Source organism: Novosphingobium mathurense (assembly GCF_900168325.1).
In the GTDB taxonomy this organism is placed as follows: Bacteria; Pseudomonadota; Alphaproteobacteria; order Sphingomonadales; family Sphingomonadaceae; genus Novosphingobium; species Novosphingobium mathurense.
Map to the genome: position 1 here is coordinate 16,073 of NZ_FVZE01000012.1, position 22,516 is coordinate 38,588.

The 22,516-nt window shown below is 62.0% G+C and carries 22 protein-coding genes and 2 pseudogenes; 15 read left to right on the forward strand and 9 right to left on the reverse strand.

The genetic code is table 11. The annotated features are described in order from the left end of the window. Positions 1-82 precede the first annotated feature (82 nt). Positions 83-2,125: a spermine/spermidine synthase domain-containing protein gene (locus B5483_RS20695; RefSeq protein WP_245829474.1), complete on the forward strand. Its 2,043-nt coding sequence runs from the start codon at positions 83-85 to the stop codon at positions 2,123-2,125. Positions 2,126-2,252: 127 nt separating this feature from the next. Further along, entirely contained in the window at positions 2,253-3,692 is a 1,440-nt protein-coding gene (locus tag B5483_RS20700; RefSeq protein WP_139384098.1) for a hypothetical protein, read from the forward strand. Positions 3,693-3,694: 2 nt separating this feature from the next. Here the strand turns inward: B5483_RS20700 and B5483_RS20705 are convergent, their stop codons facing one another. From B5483_RS20705 to B5483_RS23290, 3 genes are read right to left on the reverse strand one after another with little or no spacing between them, the layout of a single operon-like run. Next, positions 3,695-4,408: a TVP38/TMEM64 family protein gene (locus tag B5483_RS20705; RefSeq protein WP_176168145.1), complete on the reverse strand. Its 714-nt coding sequence runs from the start codon at positions 4,406-4,408 to the stop codon at positions 3,695-3,697. Next, a complete protein-coding gene (locus B5483_RS20710; RefSeq protein ID WP_079731817.1) occupies positions 4,395-5,207 on the reverse strand; it encodes a glycosyltransferase family 2 protein in 813 nt (270 codons plus the stop codon). Before B5483_RS20710 ends, B5483_RS20705 begins: the two co-directional genes overlap by 14 nt. Next, positions 5,204-5,530 carry a hypothetical protein gene (locus tag B5483_RS23290; protein ID WP_176168146.1) on the reverse strand — a complete coding sequence of 109 codons (327 nt, stop codon included), beginning with the start codon at positions 5,528-5,530 and terminating at the stop codon, positions 5,204-5,206. Before B5483_RS23290 ends, B5483_RS20710 begins: the two co-directional genes overlap by 4 nt. On the opposite strand from B5483_RS23290, the gene B5483_RS20715 reads away from it, so the two are divergent. Beyond that, a complete protein-coding gene (locus tag B5483_RS20715) occupies positions 5,523-6,083 on the forward strand; it encodes a hypothetical protein (RefSeq protein WP_139384099.1) in 561 nt (186 codons plus the stop codon). The genes B5483_RS23290 and B5483_RS20715 overlap by 8 nt on opposite strands. 81 nt (positions 6,084-6,164) lie before the next feature. On the opposite strand, the gene B5483_RS20720 is transcribed toward B5483_RS20715, so the two are convergent. Further along, a complete protein-coding gene (locus B5483_RS20720) occupies positions 6,165-7,451 on the reverse strand; it encodes a helix-turn-helix domain-containing protein (protein ID WP_176168147.1) in 1,287 nt (428 codons plus the stop codon). A 146-nt stretch (positions 7,452-7,597) separates the two neighbouring features. On the opposite strand from B5483_RS20720, the gene B5483_RS20725 reads away from it, so the two are divergent. Beyond that, complete coding sequence (locus B5483_RS20725) at positions 7,598-9,667, forward strand: TonB-dependent receptor (protein ID WP_245829488.1); 2,070 nt, start codon at positions 7,598-7,600, stop codon at positions 9,665-9,667. 169 nt (positions 9,668-9,836) lie between these two features. Here B5483_RS20725 and B5483_RS20730 read toward each other — a convergent pair whose 3' ends face one another. Next, positions 9,837-10,586 (reverse strand): DUF2279 domain-containing protein, encoded by a 750-nt coding sequence (locus tag B5483_RS20730; RefSeq protein WP_245829476.1) that lies wholly within the window; start codon positions 10,584-10,586, stop codon positions 9,837-9,839. 956 nt (positions 10,587-11,542) lie between these two features. Here B5483_RS20730 and B5483_RS20735 point away from each other — a divergent pair. The 11 genes and pseudogenes from B5483_RS20735 to B5483_RS23785 all read left to right on the forward strand — a co-directional run. Beyond that, positions 11,543-12,685 carry an AAA family ATPase gene (locus tag B5483_RS20735; protein ID WP_079731845.1) on the forward strand — a complete coding sequence of 381 codons (1,143 nt, stop codon included), beginning with the start codon at positions 11,543-11,545 and terminating at the stop codon, positions 12,683-12,685. Positions 12,686-12,800: 115 nt separating this feature from the next. Further along, on the forward strand, positions 12,801-13,874 hold the full coding sequence (locus tag B5483_RS20740) for a ParB/RepB/Spo0J family partition protein (protein ID WP_079731821.1): 1,074 nt from the start codon (positions 12,801-12,803) through the stop codon (positions 13,872-13,874). 106 nt (positions 13,875-13,980) lie between these two features. Then, the gene (locus B5483_RS20745; RefSeq protein ID WP_079731822.1) at positions 13,981-15,243 is read left to right on the forward strand and encodes a replication initiator protein A; all 1,263 of its coding nucleotides are present in this window, start codon (positions 13,981-13,983) and stop codon (positions 15,241-15,243) included. A 1,106-nt stretch (positions 15,244-16,349) separates the two neighbouring features. After that, on the forward strand, positions 16,350-16,508 hold the full coding sequence (locus B5483_RS23295) for a hypothetical protein (RefSeq protein ID WP_176168149.1): 159 nt from the start codon (positions 16,350-16,352) through the stop codon (positions 16,506-16,508). 2 nt (positions 16,509-16,510) lie between these two features. Further along, positions 16,511-16,879, forward strand: a complete 369-nt coding sequence (locus B5483_RS20755; RefSeq protein WP_079731824.1) for a hypothetical protein — start codon at positions 16,511-16,513, stop codon at positions 16,877-16,879. Between the two features lie 328 nt (positions 16,880-17,207). Continuing rightward, positions 17,208-17,714, forward strand: a complete 507-nt coding sequence (locus tag B5483_RS20760) for a hypothetical protein (RefSeq protein ID WP_079731825.1) — start codon at positions 17,208-17,210, stop codon at positions 17,712-17,714. Between the two features lie 39 nt (positions 17,715-17,753). Next, positions 17,754-17,900: a hypothetical protein gene (locus tag B5483_RS23300; protein WP_176168150.1), complete on the forward strand. Its 147-nt coding sequence runs from the start codon at positions 17,754-17,756 to the stop codon at positions 17,898-17,900. Continuing rightward, positions 17,890-19,050, forward strand: a complete 1,161-nt coding sequence (locus B5483_RS20765) for a tyrosine-type recombinase/integrase (protein WP_245829478.1) — start codon at positions 17,890-17,892, stop codon at positions 19,048-19,050. The genes B5483_RS23300 and B5483_RS20765 overlap by 11 nt, the downstream gene beginning before the upstream one ends. A gap of 120 nt (positions 19,051-19,170) precedes the next feature. Beyond that, a complete protein-coding gene (locus B5483_RS20770; protein ID WP_245829479.1) occupies positions 19,171-19,425 on the forward strand; it encodes a hypothetical protein in 255 nt (84 codons plus the stop codon). 2 nt (positions 19,426-19,427) lie between these two features. Continuing rightward, a complete protein-coding gene (locus B5483_RS20775; RefSeq protein WP_139384101.1) occupies positions 19,428-19,745 on the forward strand; it encodes a type II toxin-antitoxin system VapC family toxin in 318 nt (105 codons plus the stop codon). 12 nt (positions 19,746-19,757) lie between these two features. Next, positions 19,758-19,922 (forward strand): annotated as a pseudogene (locus tag B5483_RS23785) (TOTE conflict system archaeo-eukaryotic primase domain-containing protein); the annotation flags it as partial. A gap of 98 nt (positions 19,923-20,020) precedes the next feature. On the opposite strand, the gene B5483_RS20780 reads toward B5483_RS23785, so the two are convergent. The 4 genes and pseudogenes from B5483_RS20780 to B5483_RS20795 form a co-directional block, all read right to left on the reverse strand. After that, positions 20,021-20,245, reverse strand: coding sequence for a type II toxin-antitoxin system RelE/ParE family toxin (locus tag B5483_RS20780; RefSeq protein ID WP_245829480.1), 225 nt, complete (start codon positions 20,243-20,245; stop codon positions 20,021-20,023). Next, positions 20,242-20,508, reverse strand: coding sequence for an antitoxin of toxin-antitoxin stability system (locus tag B5483_RS20785; RefSeq protein WP_245829481.1), 267 nt, complete (start codon positions 20,506-20,508; stop codon positions 20,242-20,244). Before B5483_RS20785 ends, B5483_RS20780 begins: the two co-directional genes overlap by 4 nt. A 269-nt stretch (positions 20,509-20,777) precedes the next feature. Next, positions 20,778-21,255 (reverse strand): annotated as a pseudogene (locus B5483_RS23740) (Tn3 family transposase); the annotation flags it as partial. A 322-nt stretch (positions 21,256-21,577) separates the two neighbouring features. After that, entirely contained in the window at positions 21,578-22,507 is a 930-nt protein-coding gene (locus tag B5483_RS20795; protein ID WP_245829484.1) for an autotransporter outer membrane beta-barrel domain-containing protein, read from the reverse strand. Between the last annotated feature and the right edge of the window lie 9 nt (positions 22,508-22,516).

The following is a 22,516-nucleotide window of genomic DNA, read 5'->3' on the forward strand; positions in this document are numbered from 1 at the left end:
GGGGCAGCCATCCGTGGCAAGGCAAGGATTGGGGGGACCAGAATTGCTCAGAGTCGAAGGCGAGCCGACCGATCCGTCCTTGATGGACAATGTTACACCTCCTGACAGGCCGCCGGAAACGGAGCTTGCTGGCGGTGGCGAAAGGTCCAGGACAATCTTGCGCCTGCTGCTGGCCAGCGCCCTGATGCTCTTTCTTGAACTTGCACTGATCCGCTGGCTCGGCGCGAATGTCGTTCATCTCTCCTACTTTTCGAACTTCATCCTGCTCGGGTCTTTCCTTGGAATCGGCGCCGGTTTTCTCATCAGCAGGAAGAGCTGGTCGATCTGGCCAGCCTCTATGCCCCTGCTCAGCATCCTTGTCGCCGGCGTCCTGCGTTTTCCGGTTACGATCGAACGGAGCGGTTCGGAGATCATCTATTTCACATCGCTCGAGGTAAACGGTCCCCCGGCTTGGCTCGCCCTGCCGGTCATTTTCGTGCTGGTCGCCATCGTTCTGGCAGGACCGGCCGAGGTGGTCGGACGCTGCTTCGGCAAGCTGCCGCCGCTTACCGCGTATCGCTACGATCTCATGGGCTCCCTGATCGGGATCGCAGCCTTCACCGGGCTCAGCTTCCTCCATGCACCTTCCGTCGCCTGGGGCGCGATCGCGTTTCTCGTCTATCTCGTACTGGCGAGCCCCTCTCGCCGCCTCGTCACTTGTGCCTGGGCCCTGGTGCTGGTCGGCAAACTCCTGATGGAGACGATGAACCCGTCCGTCAGCTGGTCGCCCTACTACAAGGTCATGACTGAACCTGTTGGCCCCCCTGAGCAGGGCTTGCTGCTGATTGGCGTCAATGGCGTACCTCATCAGCTCATGGCTCCCGCGAAGTGGAAGCTCGAACAGGGCGAACGGATCTATGAAACGCCCTATCTGCGGCTCCCTTCCAATCCTCTGAAGGATGTCCTGATCGTCGGCGCAGGTTCGGGATCGGACGTTTCCATCGCGCTCACCGAAGGCGCAGGCCACATCGATGCGGTCGATATCGACCCGCGCATCATGGAAATCGGTGCGGAACGGAATCCGGACCGTCCCTACTCGGACAAGCGCGTGGTGCGACACGTCAATGACGGGCGTGCATTCCTGGAAGGTACGGACCGCAAGTACGACCTGATCCTCTTCGCGCTACCTGACTCTCTCACACTGGTCAGCGGTGCTTCCCAGATCCGGCTTGAGTCGTTCCTCTTTACAGAGGAGGCGATGGAGTCCGTGCGTCGGCATCTCAAGCCGGGCGGCAGCTTCGCCATGTACAATTATTACCGCGAAACCTGGCTGATCGACAGACTGGCAGGGACGGTGGCCAAGGCCTTCGGGCACGCGCCGTGCGTCGACACCTTCTCCGGAGCTCAGGCGGTGATCGCGGTCGGTGTCGACAAGGCGGACCAGAGCTGCGCCGGTGTCTGGGCGCCCAAGTCACCCAAAACAGTCATCAAGCCCGCGACCGACGACGCTCCATTCCTCTATTTCAAGGGCGGCGCATTCCCGCAGCTCTACACAGTCACGCTGATCTGCATCCTGCTGGCATCGATCGCCGCCGTGCGCGCACTGGGCGGACCGCTGCGGCCGATGCGCCCTTATGCGGACCTGTTCTTCATGGGCGCGGCATTCCTGCTGCTGGAAACCAAGAACGTGGCGACTTTCGCCCTGCTTTTCGGGACGACCTGGTTCGTCAATGCCCTCGTCTTCTCGGGCGTACTGGTCATTGTCCTGGCGGCAGTCGAAACGACACGCAAATTTCGCACGCCGCCCCTGCCGGTAATCTATGCAGGCATCGCCGCCTCGTTGGCACTGGCGTGGGCAATCCGTCCGGACTGGCTGCTTCCCCTGCCCTTCCTTCCGCGCCTTCTGGCTGCAACGATCCTGGCGTTCCTGCCGATCTACCTCGCCAACGTGGCCTTCGCGAAGCGCTTCCAGAGCTCCTCGGACTCGCAATCCGCCTTTGCTATCAACCTGCTCGGTTCGATCGTCGGCGGATGTCTGGAGTATTCCGCTTTGGTAACGGGCTACAATAACCTGCTTATCGTGACAGGCCTGCTCTATCTGGTGGCATTCCTGCTGATCCCGAAAGCACGCGGAGCCCGCGGCTAACTCGCAGGGACATGGCGGAGGGCGCCGTGCTTCCTGAAAACCTGTTGCGATTGATCGACGTATCGGTTCGAGGGATCTATGGCTTCGCCACTAAAAGACCATACGACTTTCCAAGAGGCGTGAGCGCTTGCTTCCAAAGCACCTTTCCAAACGAGCCCAAAGCTGGACCGCAAGGCCATGGAACGGGCCTGCCAGTTATAGCCCTGACGGCAGCCATACTTTCAGTCCCGGTCAGAAGTTCATCCTGCTCGCAGGGTTCCTGCTGTTGATAGTCCTCCGCTTGCCACAAGTCTGGCAATTTGGACGGTTCTTTTGCGAGGAAGGCACGATCTTCTTCAGCTATGCATGGCATCGCCCGGCTTCCGAGGCGCTGTGGCGGTCTTTCGCCGGCTACACAAACCTTGCTGCCAATGCATCCACGCTGCTGACAGTCGCATTAGTCCGGTCGGGAGCGATCGTCCTCGAAAACGCACCATATGCAACCATGGGCATCGCTACGCTTTTCCAGCTTTTGCCAGCAGCCCTGATCCTTACCGGAAAAGGCACTTGGCTGGACAATAGATCGGCTGTGATTGCCTCTTTACTGATTGTCGCGATCAGTCCGATGACGGAGGAGGTTTTCGCCAACGTCCTGCATATCCAGTTCCACTTGGCCTTGTGCGTGGGCCTGATCCTCGCGCTCGATGTACCGGCTCGTCGGCGCGCCCGAGTTTCTTATGGAGTTTTGCTCTTTCTTGCGCCGCTATGCGGGCCGGGAGCGATCATCCTGTTGCCTCTCTTTTGCCTTCGCGCGCTGACGGACAAAGATGCCGGCCGCATCACGCAGTCCATCCTTCTGGGAACTGCAGCAGCGATTCAACTTCTTTTCTTCTACACGGCCAGTCCCTTGCGCGGAGACTTGCTCGATCCGGTAAGTCTGTTGAATTTGCTGTTCGTCAGACTCGGCGTAATGCCACTGCTCTCTGCTCCGATCGCGAATCTCTACGGGGTACAGGTTTTCGCAGCCTCGCGCGATCAGGGAATTGTCTGGCTTGGCACGACATTGCTTGCTTTCGCTTACTTCGCCGCGCTGCTGGCGTTTGCATCACGGAGCCGTAAGGATCCTGCAATCTGGCTTGTCTCCTCCGGATTGCTGGTCGCCTCCGTTACGTTCGGCGCCGGCATGCTCCCTCTTCCACCCGGCGTCGTCTATTTGTCGACTGCGGCCCAGCGTTACAATTTCGTTCCATTGACGCTGATAGGAATTGGCCTGGTCGCCATGTCCACGCGGGCTTCATCGCACTTTACATGGGTCTTTCGTGGCCTGACCTTCCTTTTCCTGGCATCAGGCGCGCTCACTTACGCTGCGCCCCTCGATGACATGGCGCATGGCCCCGATTGGCGTGATGAAGTTGCCAAGTGGCGTTTAAACAACCAGTACCGTCCCAAAGTCTGGCCGGTGACGTGGGAAGTCGACCTCTCGTCCGATCACCGTCCATGTCCTGCGAAAGCAGACGATTCAGGCGAACTGCTCTACTGCGAAGGGGCATGGACAAGACAGGTGCTGAAAGACAGCGGCGCCCACTGAACCTAGGCAGTCACGACCAGGCGGGCCATGATCGTGCGCAGGCGATAGAGACAGTAAAGCACGACCGCTGCCCCTGCGAGAAGCATGGCCCAGCGCCACGCGTCCAACCCTGCGTCTTCCGGACGCAATCCTTCCTTGCCGAGGGCGCCCAGCGCGACATAGCCCACGAGCGACGGCAAGGAGGCCAGAGTGCCTGCGAGAAAGTCGCGCTGACTGATCCGGGTCAAGCCCAGGCCATAGCTCGTGAGGGCAAAGGGCATGACGGGCGAAATTCTCAGCAGCATGACCATGCGCCAACCTTCGCAAGTCATCGCATGGTCCAAACGCGAGAAAGACGGGTGCCGATGCAGGATCGGCGTAATCCAACGGCGCAGAGCCGTCCGACTGAGCGCAAAAGCGATCCATCCGCCCAACATCGTGCTGGCCACGGAGATTGCGAGCCCCGGTCCAAAACCAAGAAGCGCCCCTGCCATTGCCGCTATGATGGATGCCGGCAGAATGCCGCACGCCGCGACGAGCGTCTGACCGAAGGCGAAGGCAAGCCAATTGCCGGCCATGACAAGCTGAAGATTGGCCAACCATTCATGAATGAGCAGACGCGCGGTCAGCAATTCCCGCTGAAACCTGAAGGCCAGAAAACAGGCACCCGCCAGTACCAGCGCAGCAACGCCGACCGCTTTCTGCAGCAGACCTTGGCTGCCTTCAGTTCCTGGCAACAGCATCAAGGCGCAGGCCTCGCGAATAGTCCTGTTCACGAAGCTGCAGTGTGGCCGCTTCGTCGAAGAAGATCTGCGCCTTCGCCATCTTCCACCGCGACAGACGATAGGAGACCGCCGTTTTGAGAACCTGAAGGCCATAAACGCAACTGCGCTTGAAATTGATGCTCGAGGCTTCGTCGAAATAACGCGTCGGACAGGAAATCTCACCGGTACGAAAGCCGAACCAGGCCGCCTGCGCCAGCATCTGATTGTCGAAAACGAAGTCGTCCGAGCAAGCCTCCAGCGGAAGCTTCTCCAGAACCTCACGGCTCCAGGCGCGATATCCGGTGTGATATTCCGAGAGCTTCTGGCCGAGAAGCAGGTTCTCGACCAGCGTCAGCGCGCGATTGGCAACGTACTTGTAAAGCGGCATGCCTCCCGCAAGTGCCCCCTTGCCCAGGATGCGCGAAGCCAGCACGACATCATAGTGCCCCGAAGCAATCATACTCGCCATCGGCAGGATAAGCTTAGGAGAATACTGATAGTCGGGATGAACCATCACGACGATATCGGCCCCCCGTTCGAGCGCAGCGCGATAGCATGTCTTCTGGTTACCACCGTAGCCGGTGTTCCTGGCGTGCACGATGGTGTGAATGCCAAGGGAGCGGGCAATGGCAGAGGTCTCGTCGGAACTGGCATCGTCCGTAAGGATGACATCGTCCACGATGTCCGCGGGAATCTCCCGAAACGTGCGCATCAAGGTGAGCGCGGCGTTGTAGGCCGGCAGGACTACGGCAATTCGCTTTCCGTCGATCATGGAGCGAAGGATTTGCAGATAATGGTAAAGGAAGCCTTATTTCCTCTGGCGACACCAACAATTGGCGCGGTCCAATCAAAATGAAACTGGCAGGCGATGCAGTGCTGACCCGATCGATCTACCAATTCGACCTGCCGGCAAACAAGAACAGACATCGGGCCTTGCGATCGATTGTAGTGTCCCTGTGCCTGACCAGGTGTTGGATCAGGCACCTTGCAGACCTTGCGATCACAAACTAAGCCAATGATAAGTGTGATATTTTTCCGGGCTGATTTGTCATGATTCCTAGTGCTGGTTCCAATCAGGGGAACCTCGATGCTCATCCATATGCCGAACCGCGCGAGATTTCGTCGCTGGACGAATGCTACTTCTACCATACGATGGACGTTCCGGGACATGGGACGGTCAGGGGAGAGTGGGACCTTCGCCGAGAATGACGGCGATGCATCCCGAGCCGACCGGCGCAAGCATCTGCGCAAGATCAACAACAGCTATTGGCTATGCCACGGAGCATACCGCTCAAATGCGCGAATGGTGAACGGTGTGGTCTACGACATGCCTGCCGCCATCGGCCCAGTCGACGTGGCCGTCTTCGGGAGCATTCTTCTCCATCTGCGCGACCCGTTCCTGGCGTTGGAGAATGCGGCCCGCCTGACACAAGAGACCATGATCGTCTCCGATCTTTCGCCGTTCGGACGCTTCGCTAGCCGCTTCAGGCGCAATCCGCGCTTCATGCCGAACAGTGCAAAACCGGACGGCATCACAGATGGCTGGTTCAGGCTCCCTCCGCTGCTGGTGCAGGAATATCTGGCGATTCTCGGCTTCAAGTACGGCAATCGCACGAGACCAATCTACACAATCGTCGCGCGGCGCTGACGGGACGGAACGCGGGGCTTGCCTACATCAAGCGACCGAACCTTGGCCTGACGGGGCCAAGGTAGCGGCAGTCTTTTCACTTCAGTCCCGCGCTCTGTCACCGAGCGGCCTTGCCCGCAGGATGCGGTCGGACAGGTCGGTGCCTTGTTGCCCGGTGATCTCGACGACGGCCTCGAAGCCCTTGTCTTTCCCGGCGACGGCTGCGAGTCGGTCGGGAAGGTTCGGTGCCGCAAGCAGCGCGGCCAGTCCTCTCAGCCCCGTATCGCGCAGGCCCGCGAGGACCACGACCTTAGCCCCGCCGGGTTCGTTGAACTGGGAGACATAGCCGTAATCCTTGTAATACCGGTTCGAGGCGAGGCTCAGCGCTTCCTCGCTGTGGAAGGACTTCCCGTCATCGATATCGACGATCTCGTCGTAGGTCTCGCCGACCGCGAAATTCGACCCGGCGGAACCGATCGATTCGAGCATGCCCATGCCGCTGAGCAATCCGATGAATACAATGTTGTAATCGCGCAAGGTCTCACTGGTCAGCTGCGAGGCCGGCATGACGCTGACCGGCTTGGCGTGCCGGGCAAGGATCGGCATGACCGCCGACAGGCCGTAGGCGGAGGACACGGGCAGATAATTGAGCCCCATGTCCTCTGACCGCGCGTATCGATCCGGCTCGGACTCCTTCAGAAGCGCGAGGTCCGCTGCCGAATTGACCGAAAAGTCCCGGACGAGCCGGTCGATCTGCGAAAAACGCTGATCGAATTCACCGTAGATGTAGTAATCGCCCAGCACGAGCATGACCGGACGGTCCGAAGCGAGCAGGGGCTGCCAGATGGCATTGGCCCGCTCCGGCGCCGGATCGCCCCGAAGCCACCATCCCGCCATGGCCATCGCCAGCAACGCCAGCACCATCGGGATGGCAAGCCAGCGTGGGAAATTGCGTGGGCGGCCGGGCTCGGCTTCGCGTTCCCGTTCGCGCTCGGGTGCGGATGTCGGTTCGGCCTTCGCCGCCCCCTCCCGGTCAGCGATGAATTGCAGGGCATAGACGCCCGATGGAACCAGCAACCTTCCGGCCCGTGCGGCCGCATCGTGGGATGCATAATGGTCGTCCAGGCGCTTGCGCAGGCGGTGGATGTAGACGCGTACGGTGGCGTCGTCGCCATCGGTATCGACGTGACCGAACACCGTTTCGGCGATCTCCGCCTGCGATGCCGATTCGGCATTGGCGCCCCGCGCGGCGAGGAAATCGAACAGTTCGCGCAGGCGGCCCGATCTTCCGACGACGTTCTTCTCGCGCAGGCGCTCGACTTCGACAGCAAAGGCGCTCCCGCCGCCAGCCCCGTCATCCTTGTCCCGGTGCTCAAATCCAGGCGCCATCCGGCTCCCCCCCCATGTAACGCCCGCGTAACGCGCGGGATTACCGTAATTTACGAACATTGGCGAGCGAAGCCGGATAGCGGTGCCTTCCATCGAGATCAACACAAGTCGGATGATCGTCCGAACGGGAGGAATTCTTGAAATCAGTGATTTACGGCACCTTCGCGGCTGCCGCGGCGATTTGCACGGCCCATGGAACGGCCTTTGCGCAAACGCCGAATGACAATGCGGCGCCGCTCGACAGTGGCCGAACGGCCGAAGAAATCGGTGCTGCCGGTTATTCCGCCGATGCCATCGTGGTCTACGGTCGCAGCGAGCAGCGCATCGGCATCGCCGGCGCCGCCAGCGAAGGCGCGGTGGCCGGCGCCGACATCGAGATCCGACCGCTGCTGCGCCCGGCCGAACTGCTGGAGGCGACGCCCGGGCTGATCGCCACGCAGCATTCGGGCGGCGGCAAGGCGAACCAGTACTTCCTGCGCGGATTCAACCTCGATCACGGTACCGACCTGTCGGTCTCTATCGACGACATGCCGATGAACTTTCGCACCCACGGGCACGGGCAAGGCTATCTCGACGTCAACGGACTGATCCCGGAGGTTGTCGAGCGGGTCGACTATCGCAAGGGGCCGTATCGCGCCGATACCGGCGACTTCAGCTTCGTGGGATCGACGCGGATCACCACGCGCACGCAGATGGCGCCCTTCATCCTCGCCGAGGCAGGTGCATTCAACTATGCCCGCCTTGTCGCAGGCGGTTCGACTGCCATCGGCGCGGGCACCCTGACCATGGCGGGACAGGCCAAGTTCTACGACGGCCCCTGGGAACTGCCCGAGGATTTCAAGGGCTATTCCGGCTTCGTGAAGTACTCCGTCCCGCTGGGCCGGGGCACGTTCCAGGCATCGCTCAACATCTACCACGCGACCTGGGCGCCGACCGAGCAGATCCCCGAGCGCGCGATCGGCACCGACCTTTGCGAGAATGTCTACTGTTCGCTCGACCCCACCCTGCGCGGCTCGACCAAGCGCGAGATCCTCACCCTCGGCTACACCGATGACGACTGGCGCGTGACCGCATGGGGCCAGCATTACGACTGGAGCCTGCTGTCCAACTTCACCTTCTTCCTCGACAATCCGGTCGATGGCGACCAGCTGCGCCAGTACGAGGAGCGCTGGAGCTGGGGTGGCCGCGTGGAACGGCGCGTCGTCGTCAGCGACAGGCTGGAACTGCGCGGCGGCACCGAGCTGCGTCAGGACTCGATCAATCCGGTCGGTCTCGATCATACGATCCGGGGGCAATTCGAGTCCGCCACGACCAGGTTCGACGTGAACGAGACCAGTGCCGGGCTCTATGGCGAGGCGATCTGGCGTCCGGTCGATCGGCTGATGCTCATCGGCGGCCTGAGGGGGGACTGGTATCGCTTCCGCACGACCGACCGGGGCGGCGCCATCGGATGGAGCGGACTGGTCAAGGACAGCAACCTCGGCTTCAAGGCCGGCGTCAACTACGAAATCGCCGACGGACTGGCGCTCTACGCGAACTACGGCGAGGGTTTCCATTCCAACGACGCGCGCGGCGTGACCAATCCGAAGGACCCGGCGCCGGGCATCGTCAAGGGCGACATGGAGGAAGTGGGCGTCAGGATCGAACGCGGCGGCCTGATCCTGACCGGCGTGTACTGGTTCAGTTCGATCGACAGCGAACTGATCTACGTCGGCGATTCCGGCTCGGTCGAACCGAAGGGCCGTGGCCGTCGCCACGGCTATGAGCTGACCGCATTCTGGAAGCCGAATTCATGGCTCGCCCTCGATGCGGTCTGGACCGGATCGCACGCGCGCTACGCCGATCTGCCGAAGGGCGCAAATCACGTCCCCGGTGCGCTCGAAAGCGCGGGAGAACTGGGCCTTTCCGCGGTGTTCCCCGAATTCAACGCGGCACTGCGCTTCCGCTACCTTGGCCCGCACGCGCTCGTCGAAGACAACTCGCGGCGCGGCAACGAAACGCTGCTGGTCAACATGCGTGCCGCCTGGACTCCATCGTTCCTCAAGGGGGTCGAGGTCTATGGCGAACTGCTCAATGCGCTGGGTACGGACGCGCATGACGTCGACTATCAATACGCAACACGCCTCCCCGGCGAACCAGCAGGTGGCGTGGTCGACCTGATCAGCCGGACCGTCGAACCGCGGCAAGTACGACTGGGCGTGAAGAAGACCTTCTGAATCCCTTCCTCCAGCCCGCATCCCACGATGCGGGCTGGTCCAGTCTTCGGGCAGGTTCGCTGATTTCGCCCTACGCTTCCAAGGGTCGTCGGGCGCTCTTTCGCTGCCCGTATCCCCTGATCGCATCCCGGCATGGCAGGCCGTTACAAGCGACTGAAGATAGCCCCGATCAAGTCCCGAACCGTCCGGTCGTATCGTAACGGATCGAGGTATAGGGCAGTTGGACGTAATCCAGAGCCGAATAGGCCGCCTTTGCGAAGCCGGACTCCGAATTGCCGAACAGCAGTTCCCCGACGTTCAGGCCGACGCCGACGAAAACGTGGCGCTTGGGCTCGATGCCAGCCTCGCGGTCCTTGTTGAGGAAATCCGAGGCGTAGTACCCGACCTGAAGGTCCAGGAAACGTAAGGGGGAATGGTTGAACCGCTTGAAACCGGCGCCCTTGATCGAAAACATGAAGCGCTGCTGTTCATAGTGCGGCTTGCCCTCGTAGCTGTAGATGTGCCCGTTGGGCACGATCTCGATCTTGAAGGACACCTTCTCCTTCAGCCCGGGGACCGTGTTGCGCAGGACGGAAAAGCCAGCTCCGGCCAGATTCATCGCAACGTCCTGAACCGACCAGCCACTGTCGGGCTCTATCCCGTCGGAGAACTCGTTGAAGATCATCAGGCCCGAAGCCAGCATCGCCGCTGTCAGCGCGTCTCCTTCCGAGGCATTGGAGCGCCGGTGAATTCGACTGTGCAGGAATTCGGCAAGGAGGTAGGTGTCGAAAGCGTGGGTCAGCTTGTCGACGCCGATGTTGGCCGTGTCCTTACCGAACCAACCCTCGTCCTTGAAATGAAACTCGGTGGTCTCCTTGAACAGCTTCTTGCCGCTCAGGATGCTGAAATAGCCCAGAAACACGAGCGATTCAGTCTTCACAGTCCCCGCTTGCTTCCAGAAGCCGGCGTGCGTGGCATGGTCCTTCGAGACGTGATCGGCCCATCCTTCGCGCTCAATTGAACTTCCTTCGGCTATGCAAGCGCCCGGGCATTCAATTCCATCGGATTGCTCCGGACCATTGCCATCATCGCTTAACGGCAAGGCTTGAGTTTCGGCGGAAGCCAGGTCAGACAAATCCCACTTCCCGAGAGCCTGGCGACTTGAACCTGTGGGGTCCGGCAGAACGCAAACCCCGGTCAGACTTCCTTCCGCGGAACGGCATCGGTGCTGTAATGAAGTCAGAACGACCGGGAATTCTGGCATGGCCGACATTTCTGGCTCGGACTTCGGAGTGCCCGGACCTTCAGGCCAATCTGACGTGATGGTCTGAACATTTCGACCGCTGTTCTCTGCAAATTCGGAGTCAGGGGCGCCACTAACCCTGATGTCCGATTTGAAATCAGCAGCCCATGAGGGAAGTGATGGGCAGCAAACGGCAAGCAGCAATGCCTGCCTGATACGAACGGGCAGAATTGAGCCCTTCCTGTGCCCTGTTCCCATGACGCCTCCCGAAAGTTCAGCACGTTCACCTTGCTGTTTTCGACCGACTCAATTCGACCAATACTACTCGACAATCTACTCCAGGTAATCGGTAATTCTTACCAGATCACGGGTGATGGGGGTTGGCGTCGCACCTGATGCAAGTGACGGTGGCGAAAGTCGGCGCGTGTTGGTCTATCGCGGCAACTCCGCCACACCTGCGCTCTCAGGATTCTAATTTTCTTTCACGCCGCACCGCAAGCCAAAGCGCGCAATTGCAGGAGCTGTCAGATAGAAGTTGCGAATTGAACGCATCCGATGCAAATTGCCGCCCACAACGTTCAAAATTTCCCTGCGGAGGACATGTGAGTTCAATCGGTTCCCAGATCGGCGATCTTGCTCAAGCTGGTGAGAAGATGATCGAGCGTCTCCGGCGCAAGGCGTTCTTGCCTGAAAGCCGCAAGGGGCTCAACGTGCGTTTCGGCATTGCCGAGGCAGCGCAGTTGCTTGGCTGTTCGACCAACCGCATCCGTATGGCCGAGGACGACGGGCGACTGCCCCCTCCCCCCGCGAGCGAGAACGGGCGCAGGGTCGGCTATACGGTCGAGGAGCTGCTGCACATGCGCGAGGTGCTGGGCGCCTCCCCTGCCCGCGCGCCGCTCGACGTTCCGGCGATGATCGCGGTGCAGAACTTCAAGGGCGGCGTCGGCAAGTCGACCGTGACCACCCACCTCGCCCACTATTTCGCGGTGCAGGGCTACCGCGTCCTCGTTGTCGACTGCGACAGCCAGGCGACGACCACGACGCTGTTCGGCTTCAACCCGCATTTCAACATCACCCGAGAGGAAACGCTTTACCCCTACCTTTCGATCGATCCGACCCAGGCCGACCTGCTCTATGCGGTCAAGCACACGCCCTGGCCCAATGTCGATCTCATCCCTTCGAACCTCGAACTGTTCGACGTCGAGTACGAACTGGCGGCCGCAGGGGCGGACGGACAATCGGTTCTGGCAGCGCGTTTTCGCAAGCTGAAACAAGGTCTTATGGACCTTGCACGCGATTATGACGTCGTCATTCTCGATCCCCCGCCAGCGCTCGGCACGATCAGCCTTGCGGTGATGCAGGCGGCCAATGCCCTGCTCGTGCCGCTGGCGGCGACGACGCCCGACTTCTGCTCGACGGTCCAGTTCCTCTCGATGATGGACCAGGTCCTCGACCAGCTGACCGACGCGGGAATTGCCGTCGACTACAGCTTCGTGCGGCTGATCTGCTCCAAGTTCGACCAGGGCGATCCCAGCCACGAGATGGTGCGCACGATCATGGAGCAGGCTTTCGGCCCTGCCCTCCTTCCGGTTCCGATCCTCGAGAGCGCCGAAATCAGCCACGCCGCGCTGCGCATGATGACGGTCTACGAGCTGGAAAAGCCGATCGGCACACCGCGTACCCACAAGCGCTGCCGCGCCAATCTCGACGAAGCGCTCGGCCAGATCGAGCAGCTCGTGCGGACCGGTTGGGGCCGGTCGCAACGCATCGACGAGGAGCTGCTGGTCAATGGCTAGGCCCCTGCCCTTGGGATTGATGGAGCAAAAGGACTTTCCTACAAGGTTTGTTCACCATATGTTCCAGACCTCCTCCCTGCCAAGCCCTTTTTCCGCGCGTTGCCCGAGGTAAACCATGGCCCGCAAGCAATCCGATTATCTCGCCGCCCTGCTCTCTGACGAAGAGGAGGCCGCACCCGCGACTGGAGCTTCGCAAGAGGCATCGTCCTCCCCTGCCCCGGCGGAGCGAGCGCCTCGGTCCGAGCGCGCCCGCGGAACGACGCTACTGGGCCGCGAAAGTGCGCTGGCCCGCGTGGCAACCGGCGAAGTGCGGCAGGTCACGCAATTGCTGCTCGATCCCGCGCGCGTCCGCGTGTGGGAAGGCAATGCCCGCAGCTATGCCCATCTCTCCGAGGAGTCCTGCCGCGAGCTGATCGATTCCATCATTGCCGAAGGCGGGCAGAAAGTGCCCGCAGTGGTGCGGCGGATCGAGGGCGACCCCGAGCACGACTACGAGGTCATCGCGGGCACGCGGCGACATTGGTCGATCTCGTGGCTACGCGCCCACTCCTACCCGGACATGCAGTTCGTGGCGCAAGTCGCGCAGCTCGATGACGAAGCCGCCTTCCGGCTTGCCGATCTTGAGAACCGCGCGCGCAAGGACGTCTCCGACCTCGAGCGCGCGCGCAACTATGCCGCAGCGCTCAAGGATCACTACGGCAACCACATGACCCGCATGGCCGAGCGCCTCAAGCTGTCCAAGGGATGGCTGTCGAAGATGCTCAAGGTCGCAGGCATTCCCGATGCGGTTTTGGCCGCCTTCGCCTCGCCGGCCGACGTCCAGCTCAAGCCTGCCTATCCGCTGGCCCAGATGCTCGACGACAAGGACAAGGCCCCGGCGATCCGCAAGGAGGCCACGCGCCTTGCCCGCGAACAGGAGGTCCGTCGCGCTTCGGGCCGCCCTGCCCTGCCCGCCGCCGACGTGCTCAAGGCGCTGCTTGCCGCGCCGGATGCCGAACAGGTCAAGGCCGAGCCTCTCGTCGTCAGCTCCTCCCGTGGCCGACCGCTGGTCAGCGTGCAGACTTCGAACCGGCAGGGTGTGACCCTGCGGCTTCACGCCGGCTCGGGCGCCGATCCGGAAGAAGTGCTCGCCGCCGTGCGCGAAGCTCTCGACAGGCTCGAGAACGAAGGCCGAGGGCTGCAGCGGTGAACGGCTGCTATAGCGGGATGGGCGGTGGCGAGCTACCGCCTGCCCCCCTGCCCTCTGCTAATCTGACCGTGGTCGGCGCGCGTGTTTCCCCGGGGAAACATCTGCGATGAGCCGCGCGCGCAAAGCTGCTGTCACCGAGCAGTTCGACCTGTTCCTGCCCTATATTGCCGACCTGCCCTTGCGCGACCAGCGCGAGATGATGGAGCGGCCCTTCTTCAGCCTGGCAAAGTCGAAACGGGTGAAGCCGATCGACTACACGAGCCCCGACGGGAAGTTGTGGGTGCACGTCTCGGCCAATCCCGATTACGGCATGGCGACGATCTGGGATGCCGACATCCTGATCTACTGCGCCAGCGTGCTGGCCGACATGGCACGGCGCGGCGTCAACGATGTCCCGCGCAAGCTGCACATCATGCCCTACGACCTCTTGCGGGCGATCGGACGACCGACCACCGGGCGCGCTTACGAACTGCTGGGACAGGCGCTCGACCGTCTCGTTTCGACCACGATCAAGACCAACATCCGCGCCGAGAACCGCCGCGAGGCTACCTTCTCCTGGCTCGATGGCTGGACCCAGCTCGTCGACGAGCGCACCGAGCGTTCGCGCGGCATGACGCTGGAACTGTCAAACTGGTTCTGGGAAGGGGTGATGATGAAGGGCGGGGTCCTCTCGATCGACCGCGCCTACTTCGACATCACCGGCGGCCGCGAGCGTTGGCTCTACCGCGTCGCGCGCAAGCACGCAGGCGGGGCTGGCGAGGCCGGCTTTGCGATCTCCATGCCCGTGCTGTTCGAGAAGTCCGGCGCCGAAGGGCAATATCGCCGCTTCAAGTTCGAACTGCTCAAGCTCGCCGAAAAAAACGAGCTGCCCGGTTACGGACTGTCCGTCGAAACGGCCAAGGACGGCGAACCGATGCTGCGCATGCGCCGCATCGACGGGAAGGGCGGGGCGGAAGCATACCTGCCTGCCAATCCCACCGAGCCGGATGTTTCCCCGGGGAAACACACCACGCCCGAGCCAGAAGCAGCGTCCGTCAAACCAGTTCAGGCCGAAACCGGGCAGGGCAGGGGCCAGGGCGGAAAGCCAGCGGCATCGCCTGCTCCACAGGTGGACGTCATCGATGCCCGCAAGCTGATCCGCTCGACCGTGGCGGGCCTTTCCGATGCGGCGACGCGCGGCTTCATGACCGACGAGACGATCGATTATCTGCGCCAGAACTGTCCGGGGTGGGATCTTCATGCCCTCCACGCCGAGTTCGAACGCTGGGTCAACGCCTCGCCCGAACGGACCCCGGCCGACTGGCAGCGCGCCTTCATCGGATGGGTCAAGCGCCATCACGAAAAGCACCGGCACACCTTGCGCGGGTGAGACGCAGAACGCGAGGGGAAGGCGTCTTGCAGATACCCAGCCTGACCCTCGCACGCTGCATGTCCTCGCACGCTGCCCGTCACGCCTTGCCGAGAACACCTGCACTCCGGTCTTCCTCCACGTCATGGGCGAGACGGCAAGACCGTCAAGGCATTCCTCAACGTTCCAAGCGCGTGGATGCGAAGGCCCGTTCCGTCTCGTCGGGACAGCCTGCGCCACGTTCTCGTGCCTTTGCGAAAGGGTACGCCAACGCCCCGCTCACGACAGGAATCCGCACCCCGTTCCCGAAGTGTCGCGTCGGGATCGCTCCATGTCGGACAATGGAGAGACTTCAGGGAGACTTGCACCGGGTTTGAACGTCGTTTCCCGACAAGGTCCAAAAAGAGATTCAAAAAATGGGCCTCGAGCCGGGTCTTCGACACTCCGGGAACGCTCTGAACCCGGGCTTCGACCCTTCGGGAACAGCCCAACGACCTTTCGGGAACGGGGGCCCCGACATTTCAGGAACGGATCGACGATCCAACGGGAACGGCCTGCAGAGTGCGACTCGCCTGATTCAGACAGGCTTCGCCCCAAGCGCGCTCCTCTAACCTTGTAACAGATTCCCTAAATACCATTCTAACCGGCAGGAAGCCTGTGGTCTGGTTTGAAAAGAGGAAAGGCCAGGTCTCGCCCCGGTTCCGGCCAAAGCGCCTATTGGCAAGCCTTGGGCGTCAAACGTCCCGCCCTCTCCGCAATGACCTGTGACAGTTCACCGGGCACGCCTGCATCCACCAGACCGGGCGCCTGAACGCCATTGCCGATCGCGGCCGTGTCCATGGCGTGCCCTCAATTGTCCCGTTCAGGAAAGTTGATGCGTCACGGCAGCGTGAGTTGGGAAAATGACCCGAACAGGAAAGTGAAACAATCATCTGGAGGTCTGCAGTGCCGCGCAAACACGTCCGCAGACCCGAGCCCAGGAAGGAAGGGAAGAAGGCCCGTCGGCAAGGCAGGTCGAATGAAATTCAGGACTGAGCCGCGTGCTTTGCCCCGGGGCGGCTCACCCAGAAAGCACACAGAATATGAAGCAGATGAAATTGGGCTCCGCAGGCGAAGATGTACGCTTGATGCCCTGGACTACCCAGCAGGTGCGCAACCGCATGGCGGCGCTGGCCTTGGCCATCGGGGCTGAAATCGATCCGGAGGCGAGCGAACGGCATCGATCTCTCGCCGGAACTATCGTCATGCCTTTCGCGCGGCTGCTCATCTTCGAGGCAGGCTTCTGACTATGGCGCGCAAACATATGATGAAACTGGCCGCTGCGACGCCGGAAGTCGCCGCTGACAAGGCCGGCGCCACGCTCAAGTCGTTCTCGAAAGGCGACCGGGACCGTCCCGGCTTTTCGTTCACGCGCTACTGGTGGCTGGGGGAGGGGGGCCGGGAAGGGATCGCGCCCTGGGTCCGAAGGAAACTCAAACCGGGTGACGATCCGAAATTCGGTCACACCGCGCGCAGCGAGGTGCTGCTGCCGGCCAGTGCTCCGGGCGACTATGCCAGCATCGAGTTCCTGCTGCAGCGCTTCGATGACACTCTGCCGCCGTTCGAGAGCCATGCCATGGTGCAGGCGAAGATCACGCTTGACGATAGCGAGCCGTGACACGTGGGCTACGAACGTGTCCGGGCTTTTGCGCGGGACCACTTCGCCGGCCGATTTCCCGTCGTCCTTGTCGCTCTCATTCCCGGCACTGCGGGTCCGGAAGGCAATGGCAGCGATGTTCATCGCATCGTCCTTTCACGGATTTCTTCCTTTCTCCGTCCCTGCGTTCGGCCTTGGAGGCGTTCGAAAGAGGGGAGGGTGCCCCTGCGGGCCTTGGCCTTCTTCGCACGGTACGCGGAGAACCGTTCCTGTACTGCGGCCATGGACTGGAGGTCGCAACTGCCCCCCAACCATGGCGCGCTCTTCACCAACAAGGAGGATTGGCACGATGAAGAATGCAGCAGACAGTCTGGTCGAGAACATCGCCATGCGCGACGGCGTTCCGCCGGGATGGCGCAGACTCTACGATCGGCTCATCGTCGATCTCTACCGGCTCGATTGCGCTGCAGAGGTTACCGCCGCGCGTGCACATCGAGGCGAACTCGAAGTCACCTTGGCTTCACACGCTGCGATGCTGGCGGGCGTCGATCGTCTGATTGACGCTGCAAGGCGCGCATCAGCTGCACTTTGTGAAGAGTGCGGCGCGGTTGCGTCACTCCATTATGGCAATGGCACGGTCAGAAGCCTGTGTGGCCCGCATTGCCGTCTGGAGTTGGCCGTACAGGCTGCAACAGAGCGCCTCTTCGAAGGTGAGCGGGCCGAAGCCCTGCGTTGGGTGGATGCCTTTGCCTTCGCGCTGGGAGAGGCGCCTGGCGAGCGCGCCATGCGTTCGCAGCAGGGTCTCGAGGAAGTCCTCGCCCTGATCCGGCGGATCGAGTCTGGTGTCTATTGCTGATGGGGCTCGCAACCTGGCCTTGCTCCTGAAGTATAGCGAATGACAAATAGCTATACACCCTCTGGTATGCGTGCTTTTCACGATATTTCCATAATCGGACTTTATGGTAAAATCTATGTTGCCGAAAGCCATGTTTTTGGTCATTTTCGCCCCATGAAATCCGCCGTGACCCCTGATGCTGGTTGAGCCTGGGAACCCGTTCCCGTCATCGGTCGAACTGGTCCTCAAAGCCCACGCGCCGCTGATCGACACGCGCCGGGCCAGTGTGATCGCGCTCGAGGCGGCGGTTTCGGCTATGGCGCCTGCGACCCGCGCGGCGATCACGGCTGACCTCAAGTGCTTTCTCGCCTGGTGCGCCCAGCAGCGGCCCGCGGTGCAGGCCGTGCCCGCGAGCCCCGAGACGCTCGTTCACTACCTGCGCTGGCTCTCGGCCGGCTCGCAAGTTCGGGCCCCGGCCAAGCCGGCGACGCTGGCGCGCCGGATCGCCTCGATCGCCCGGATCCACCGGGTCCTCGGTTTCGGGGAGAGCGAACCGCTACCGACGCAAGCCGGAATGGTGCGCGATACGCTGAAGGGCATTCGGCGCCAAAGGCCCGAAAAGCAGCGTCAGGCTGCGCCGCTGCGCTTCGGCCAATCGATGGCGGACGGACAGGCCGCGCCGGACGGCGTGACCGTCCAGGCGCTGCTCGCCACCTGCGGCAGAGGCATACAGGACTTGCGTGACGCGGCGCTCATCAGTCTGGCTTACGATGCAGGCCTGCGCGTCTCCGAACTGGTGGCGTGTCAGGTCGCCGATCTGACCCGGGTGGGAGACGGCAGCGGCCGCCTGCACATCGCGCGTTCCAAGACGGACCAGACAGGAGAGGGCACGCTGGCCTGGATTTCCCCAGATACCATGGCACGCCTCTTGGCTTGGCAGGCGGCGGCAGGAATTCTGGAAGGCCCGGTGTTCCGGCGGATCCATGTGCTGACCGGGCGGCCGGACGCGGCCGGGCAACAGACGGTGCGGAATTATGTCGGCGACAGGCCGCTCACCCGGCAGGGCGTGGTCGCCATCCTGCGGCGCAGGGCCATCGCGGCGATCGAGCTCGGCCATGTTCAACTCGAACCCGGTCGAAAGGAGGATGTGATCCGGTCCTTGAGCGCGCACTCGTTCCGCGTGGGCCTCACACAGGACCTGTTCGCCGCCGGTGAGGACGGTGCGGGCATCGCGCTGGCGCTGCGCTGGTCCTCGCCCGGCACCGCGCTGCATTATGCGCGCGAACTGGCGGTCGGCAGCAACGCCGTAGCCCGCGTCCTGGGCAAGATGCGTGCGGCGGACCTGGAGCCGGGGTAGCAACGCGGTCAGAAAGCCGCCCGATGCGTGCCTGTGCGCCCCTCCCGATATGCTGTGCACGTACGTAGATTCGCACCATAATAGGGTCTTCACCGGCCCGTGATTTCGAGGATGGCATCCATGCCTTCCCCTTCCCGGCGCCAACAGCGCGCTATCACCATTCGCTCGGATCACGAGCTGGCACGCCTGGCGCTCCTCACCCGCGATGGGCGCAGCCAGATGCAGGTCATCGAGGAAGTGCTCGATCGTATGCCCTTGCCCAAACCTCTTTCTGACAAGCAGGAACGGCGGGCCCACATCGAAGCGATTCTTGCGAAGGTGCCGAAGCGCACATACCGCCACCATGGCGTAGATCGATGCGGAACTGTACGATAAGAATGGATTGCCGCGGTGATTGTGACACCTCAGCGCTGATCGCCGTGCTGCTCGGGGAAGAGGGCGACGACCGTATTCTCGATACGCTGGACGAGGAAACCGGCTTCCTGCCCGCGCCGGCGCTCGCGGAATTCACGGAAATTGCGTCCGTCCGTCGGCGCCTGAGTCAACTCTGGAACGAGAAGGCGAGCCTAGAAACGGGATTGGCGGCCATTGATAAGGTGGTCGCGCAGCCAGCTTCCTTCGCGAATGCAACAGTGACCAACAAGTCTCCATCGTCGCCAATGGTCGCCCTGTTGCGCAGCCTGTTCAAAGGCTGATCCGATGTCTTACCGTTGCGTTGGGAAAACCACAATTCGGCACGCGCGGACTATTCGCGGGCTTGCGCCAACGAATGGGCGCGGGGCATCTGCGCCAAGCCGAAGGTGAAATGCCGACAATGCCCGCATCAGGCATTCATGGAGACAGTTCCGGCTGAGTGTGAAATCGTGCGTTAAGGTCAGGCGGCACCCACTTCACGACGCATCGGATGTTTCAATCCTGTAGCGGCGGCCATTGCCGGGCCGTGTGGATCACAACCAATATCCAAACCATGTCACCTAGCTACCTCGTAGACGATTCGATAGTTGCGGTGCGGCGTCAGTTCGCGTGTCCCGGCAACCGTGCCAACATGGCCGAGCATCGGGAAATCTGCCAGCTTGGCAACGGCATCACTGAATAGTTGATCAATGCGCAGGGCCGCAGCAGAATCGCGCTCTATGAGATAGTCCCAGATCGCGGTGCGATCCTGCTGGGCCTGCGGCGTCCAGATGATTTTCACGAATGGGCGGCGCGCCGCGCGGCAAAGGCCGCTTCGACCTCTTCATTCGACTGGCCAAGTCCGTCTTGCATCGAGGCGCGGGCTACTTCAACCTTGCGCCGCAGGAAGGCGTCATGCTCGCGCTGCGCGCGTTGCTGCTGGACGAACGCGCGCATGAATTCGCGGACCACCTGCGAAGCTGAGCGATGACTGGCCTCAGCTTCGGCCATGAACTCGGCCCGCAGATCTGCTTCCAGCTTCATCGTGAACACAGCGGTTTTCAAGGGAGTTTCTCCACAAGGTACTTACGTTGTATATACCAACCACGCCGGAGCTAGGTCAAGTTGAGGGCATAGCGTGGATGGTACGCTAAACAACGCTATGGGCGAACAATCAGCGAACGCTTAGGCGACGCGGCTATCCGGTGGCAGATTGAGGGACTTGCGGCCAGCGGAGGCGGTTGCGCGATCCCAGAGGAAATCGCCGGAAAATGCAATATGCTCCCAGCCTACCGGAAATGCTGGGCGGCGGCATCCACGCAGATCGTGTTCCAGTAGACGATCGTCGCGATTTCCCAGAGCCGCCGGTTGATCTTGCGGTCATTGCGCACGACGATTTTGCGCCATTCCTTGCGGAATGGGCATCGGAGCGTCGGCAGGCAGATCGCGTTTGCCCGACCATTTTAGGTTACGCAGCATTTCGATGGCAGCTAGCGCTTTCGCACTGCCCTTTCCAGCTCTGAACTGGAGCGCCTCAAGCAGGTCGGGAGCGAACTTACGCAGTGTCGCATAGCGATCGGCCGCGACAGTCAGCGGATCAAGGCTGACGGTATCCGCGATCGTCGCCACTTCCGGCCTCGCGTTAAGGAGGGTGCCACCCGACCGACGCGTCCAGATCCTCTACGGATCTTCGCCGGTATCAACCGCATCGGTCAACGCGTCGATCGTCCTACGAAAGATTAGCATCAGTCGCGCTCCATTCTTCGACGTGGTGGCATAGCTGCGCGCCTGGACGTTCTTCTCGCGGGCGAAGCAGCCCTCGTGCTGGACAAGATGCGCGGCGCGGGGAAGGTAGAGTAGGGCGCAATGATCCGTTCTCGGGTCGGTACGCCTTGCCGGTCGGGCGCGGGCTCAGCCGAAACTGACAGTTAGGGACCGCGCCGGCGCCGGGGCAATCAATGGTCCGGTTGCGACGACCTCGGCATGCCCAGTTATTCGCTTCGACAGATAGACACCGTGCGCGATCTCAATGGCGACGGACGGCGCCCGGCCAGACATCACCGGCGGCCGTGGCCAGTTTCCGAATCTACTTTTCTACGCGAAGACGGACGACGCATTGCGGGACCGGGTGGCCTTAGAAAGACTTGCGCAGGGACACGCCCGCGGAAACCGTGTTGCCGACCAAAGCACTGAAGCGCCTGGTGCCGTACAGGTCCAGTGCAAGGTTGTCGGTCAATTGCATGTTCGCGGTAGCGCCGACTTCGAACCAGCCATCAGCAACGTGCTTGCTCCCCAGCGAGCCGGGGACGAGCGACCCGGCTTCCTCGACGGGCGGTCCGAAACGCAACTGCGAGACCGCGTTACTTGTCCAGTTCCGGGATAACGACAGGCCGATATAGTGGCGGCGGGATGCGCCGAAGGCATGATCCACGCGAACCGTTGCGGTGCCCGACCACGTCGGCTCATCGGTTTCGAGATCGACGAGGTCGATCCCGGTCGGGGCCGGGCGCAGCAGCTTGCCGTGGGCGAATGAGCCCGCAACCGTTGATGTCAGATACCAGTTCGGCGCCAGAGTGACGATGCGGCCGAAGTCGCCACCGAGGGCGTAATAATCGCTCGCAGTCGGTCCCGTGCTTTTGCGCTGGCCTGCGCTGCTGTCTATGTCGCCATAGACCTGGCGACCATAACTGACCCAACCGTCAATCACCCAATTGTCGAAATTCCCGCCGGTCCCGATCGTTCCCACGTAATAGTTGGAGGGCAGGGCGGTGTCGGCCTGCAACAGCGTTCCATGATAGCGCATGAAACTGGCACGCACATACCCGCGGCCGACGCTGCGGGTGAGCGACAGCGCCCGGTAGCTGCCGTCAGGCCCATCGTCGAGGGTTGAGATCCCGGCCGATGCCGAAGCCGACCAGAGATGGACCGACGTGCTTTCCACGTCCGGCAAAGGCTGGACTTCGGTCTTCGCGCAAGAAGTCTCTTCGACATTACCGCAAGCCACCTCCTGTGCCCGCACGGCAAGCGGTAGCGTGGTAGCAGCGGCGGCAAGCAGGAGTTGCACGAACTTGCG

Bases quoted from the DNA above. Each gene is read 5' to 3' on its own strand.
- B5483_RS23300 (WP_176168150.1), top strand. From the start codon at position 17,754: ATGACAAATAGCTATACACCCTCTGGTATGCGTGCTTTTCACGATATT.
- B5483_RS20715 (WP_139384099.1), top strand. From the start codon at position 5,523: ATGCTCATCCATATGCCGAACCGCGCGAGATTTCGTCGCTGGACGAAT.
- B5483_RS20760 (WP_079731825.1), top strand. From the start codon at position 17,208: ATGAAGAATGCAGCAGACAGTCTGGTCGAGAACATCGCCATGCGCGAC.
- B5483_RS20775 (WP_139384101.1), top strand. From the start codon at position 19,428: ATGGATTGCCGCGGTGATTGTGACACCTCAGCGCTGATCGCCGTGCTG.
- B5483_RS20735 (WP_079731845.1), top strand. From the start codon at position 11,543: ATGATCGAGCGTCTCCGGCGCAAGGCGTTCTTGCCTGAAAGCCGCAAG.
- B5483_RS20695 (WP_245829474.1), top strand. From the start codon at position 83: ATGGACAATGTTACACCTCCTGACAGGCCGCCGGAAACGGAGCTTGCT.
- B5483_RS20720 (WP_176168147.1), bottom strand. From the start codon at position 7,451: ATGGCGCCTGGATTTGAGCACCGGGACAAGGATGACGGGGCTGGCGGC.
- B5483_RS20765 (WP_245829478.1), top strand. From the start codon at position 17,890: ATGCTGGTTGAGCCTGGGAACCCGTTCCCGTCATCGGTCGAACTGGTC.
- B5483_RS23295 (WP_176168149.1), top strand. From the start codon at position 16,350: ATGCCCTGGACTACCCAGCAGGTGCGCAACCGCATGGCGGCGCTGGCC.
- B5483_RS20755 (WP_079731824.1), top strand. From the start codon at position 16,511: ATGGCGCGCAAACATATGATGAAACTGGCCGCTGCGACGCCGGAAGTC.
- B5483_RS20745 (WP_079731822.1), top strand. From the start codon at position 13,981: ATGAGCCGCGCGCGCAAAGCTGCTGTCACCGAGCAGTTCGACCTGTTC.
- B5483_RS20710 (WP_079731817.1), bottom strand. From the start codon at position 5,207: ATGATCGACGGAAAGCGAATTGCCGTAGTCCTGCCGGCCTACAACGCC.
- B5483_RS23290 (WP_176168146.1), bottom strand. From the start codon at position 5,530: ATGAGCATCGAGGTTCCCCTGATTGGAACCAGCACTAGGAATCATGAC.
- B5483_RS20770 (WP_245829479.1), top strand. From the start codon at position 19,171: ATGCCTTCCCCTTCCCGGCGCCAACAGCGCGCTATCACCATTCGCTCG.
- B5483_RS20740 (WP_079731821.1), top strand. From the start codon at position 12,801: ATGGCCCGCAAGCAATCCGATTATCTCGCCGCCCTGCTCTCTGACGAA.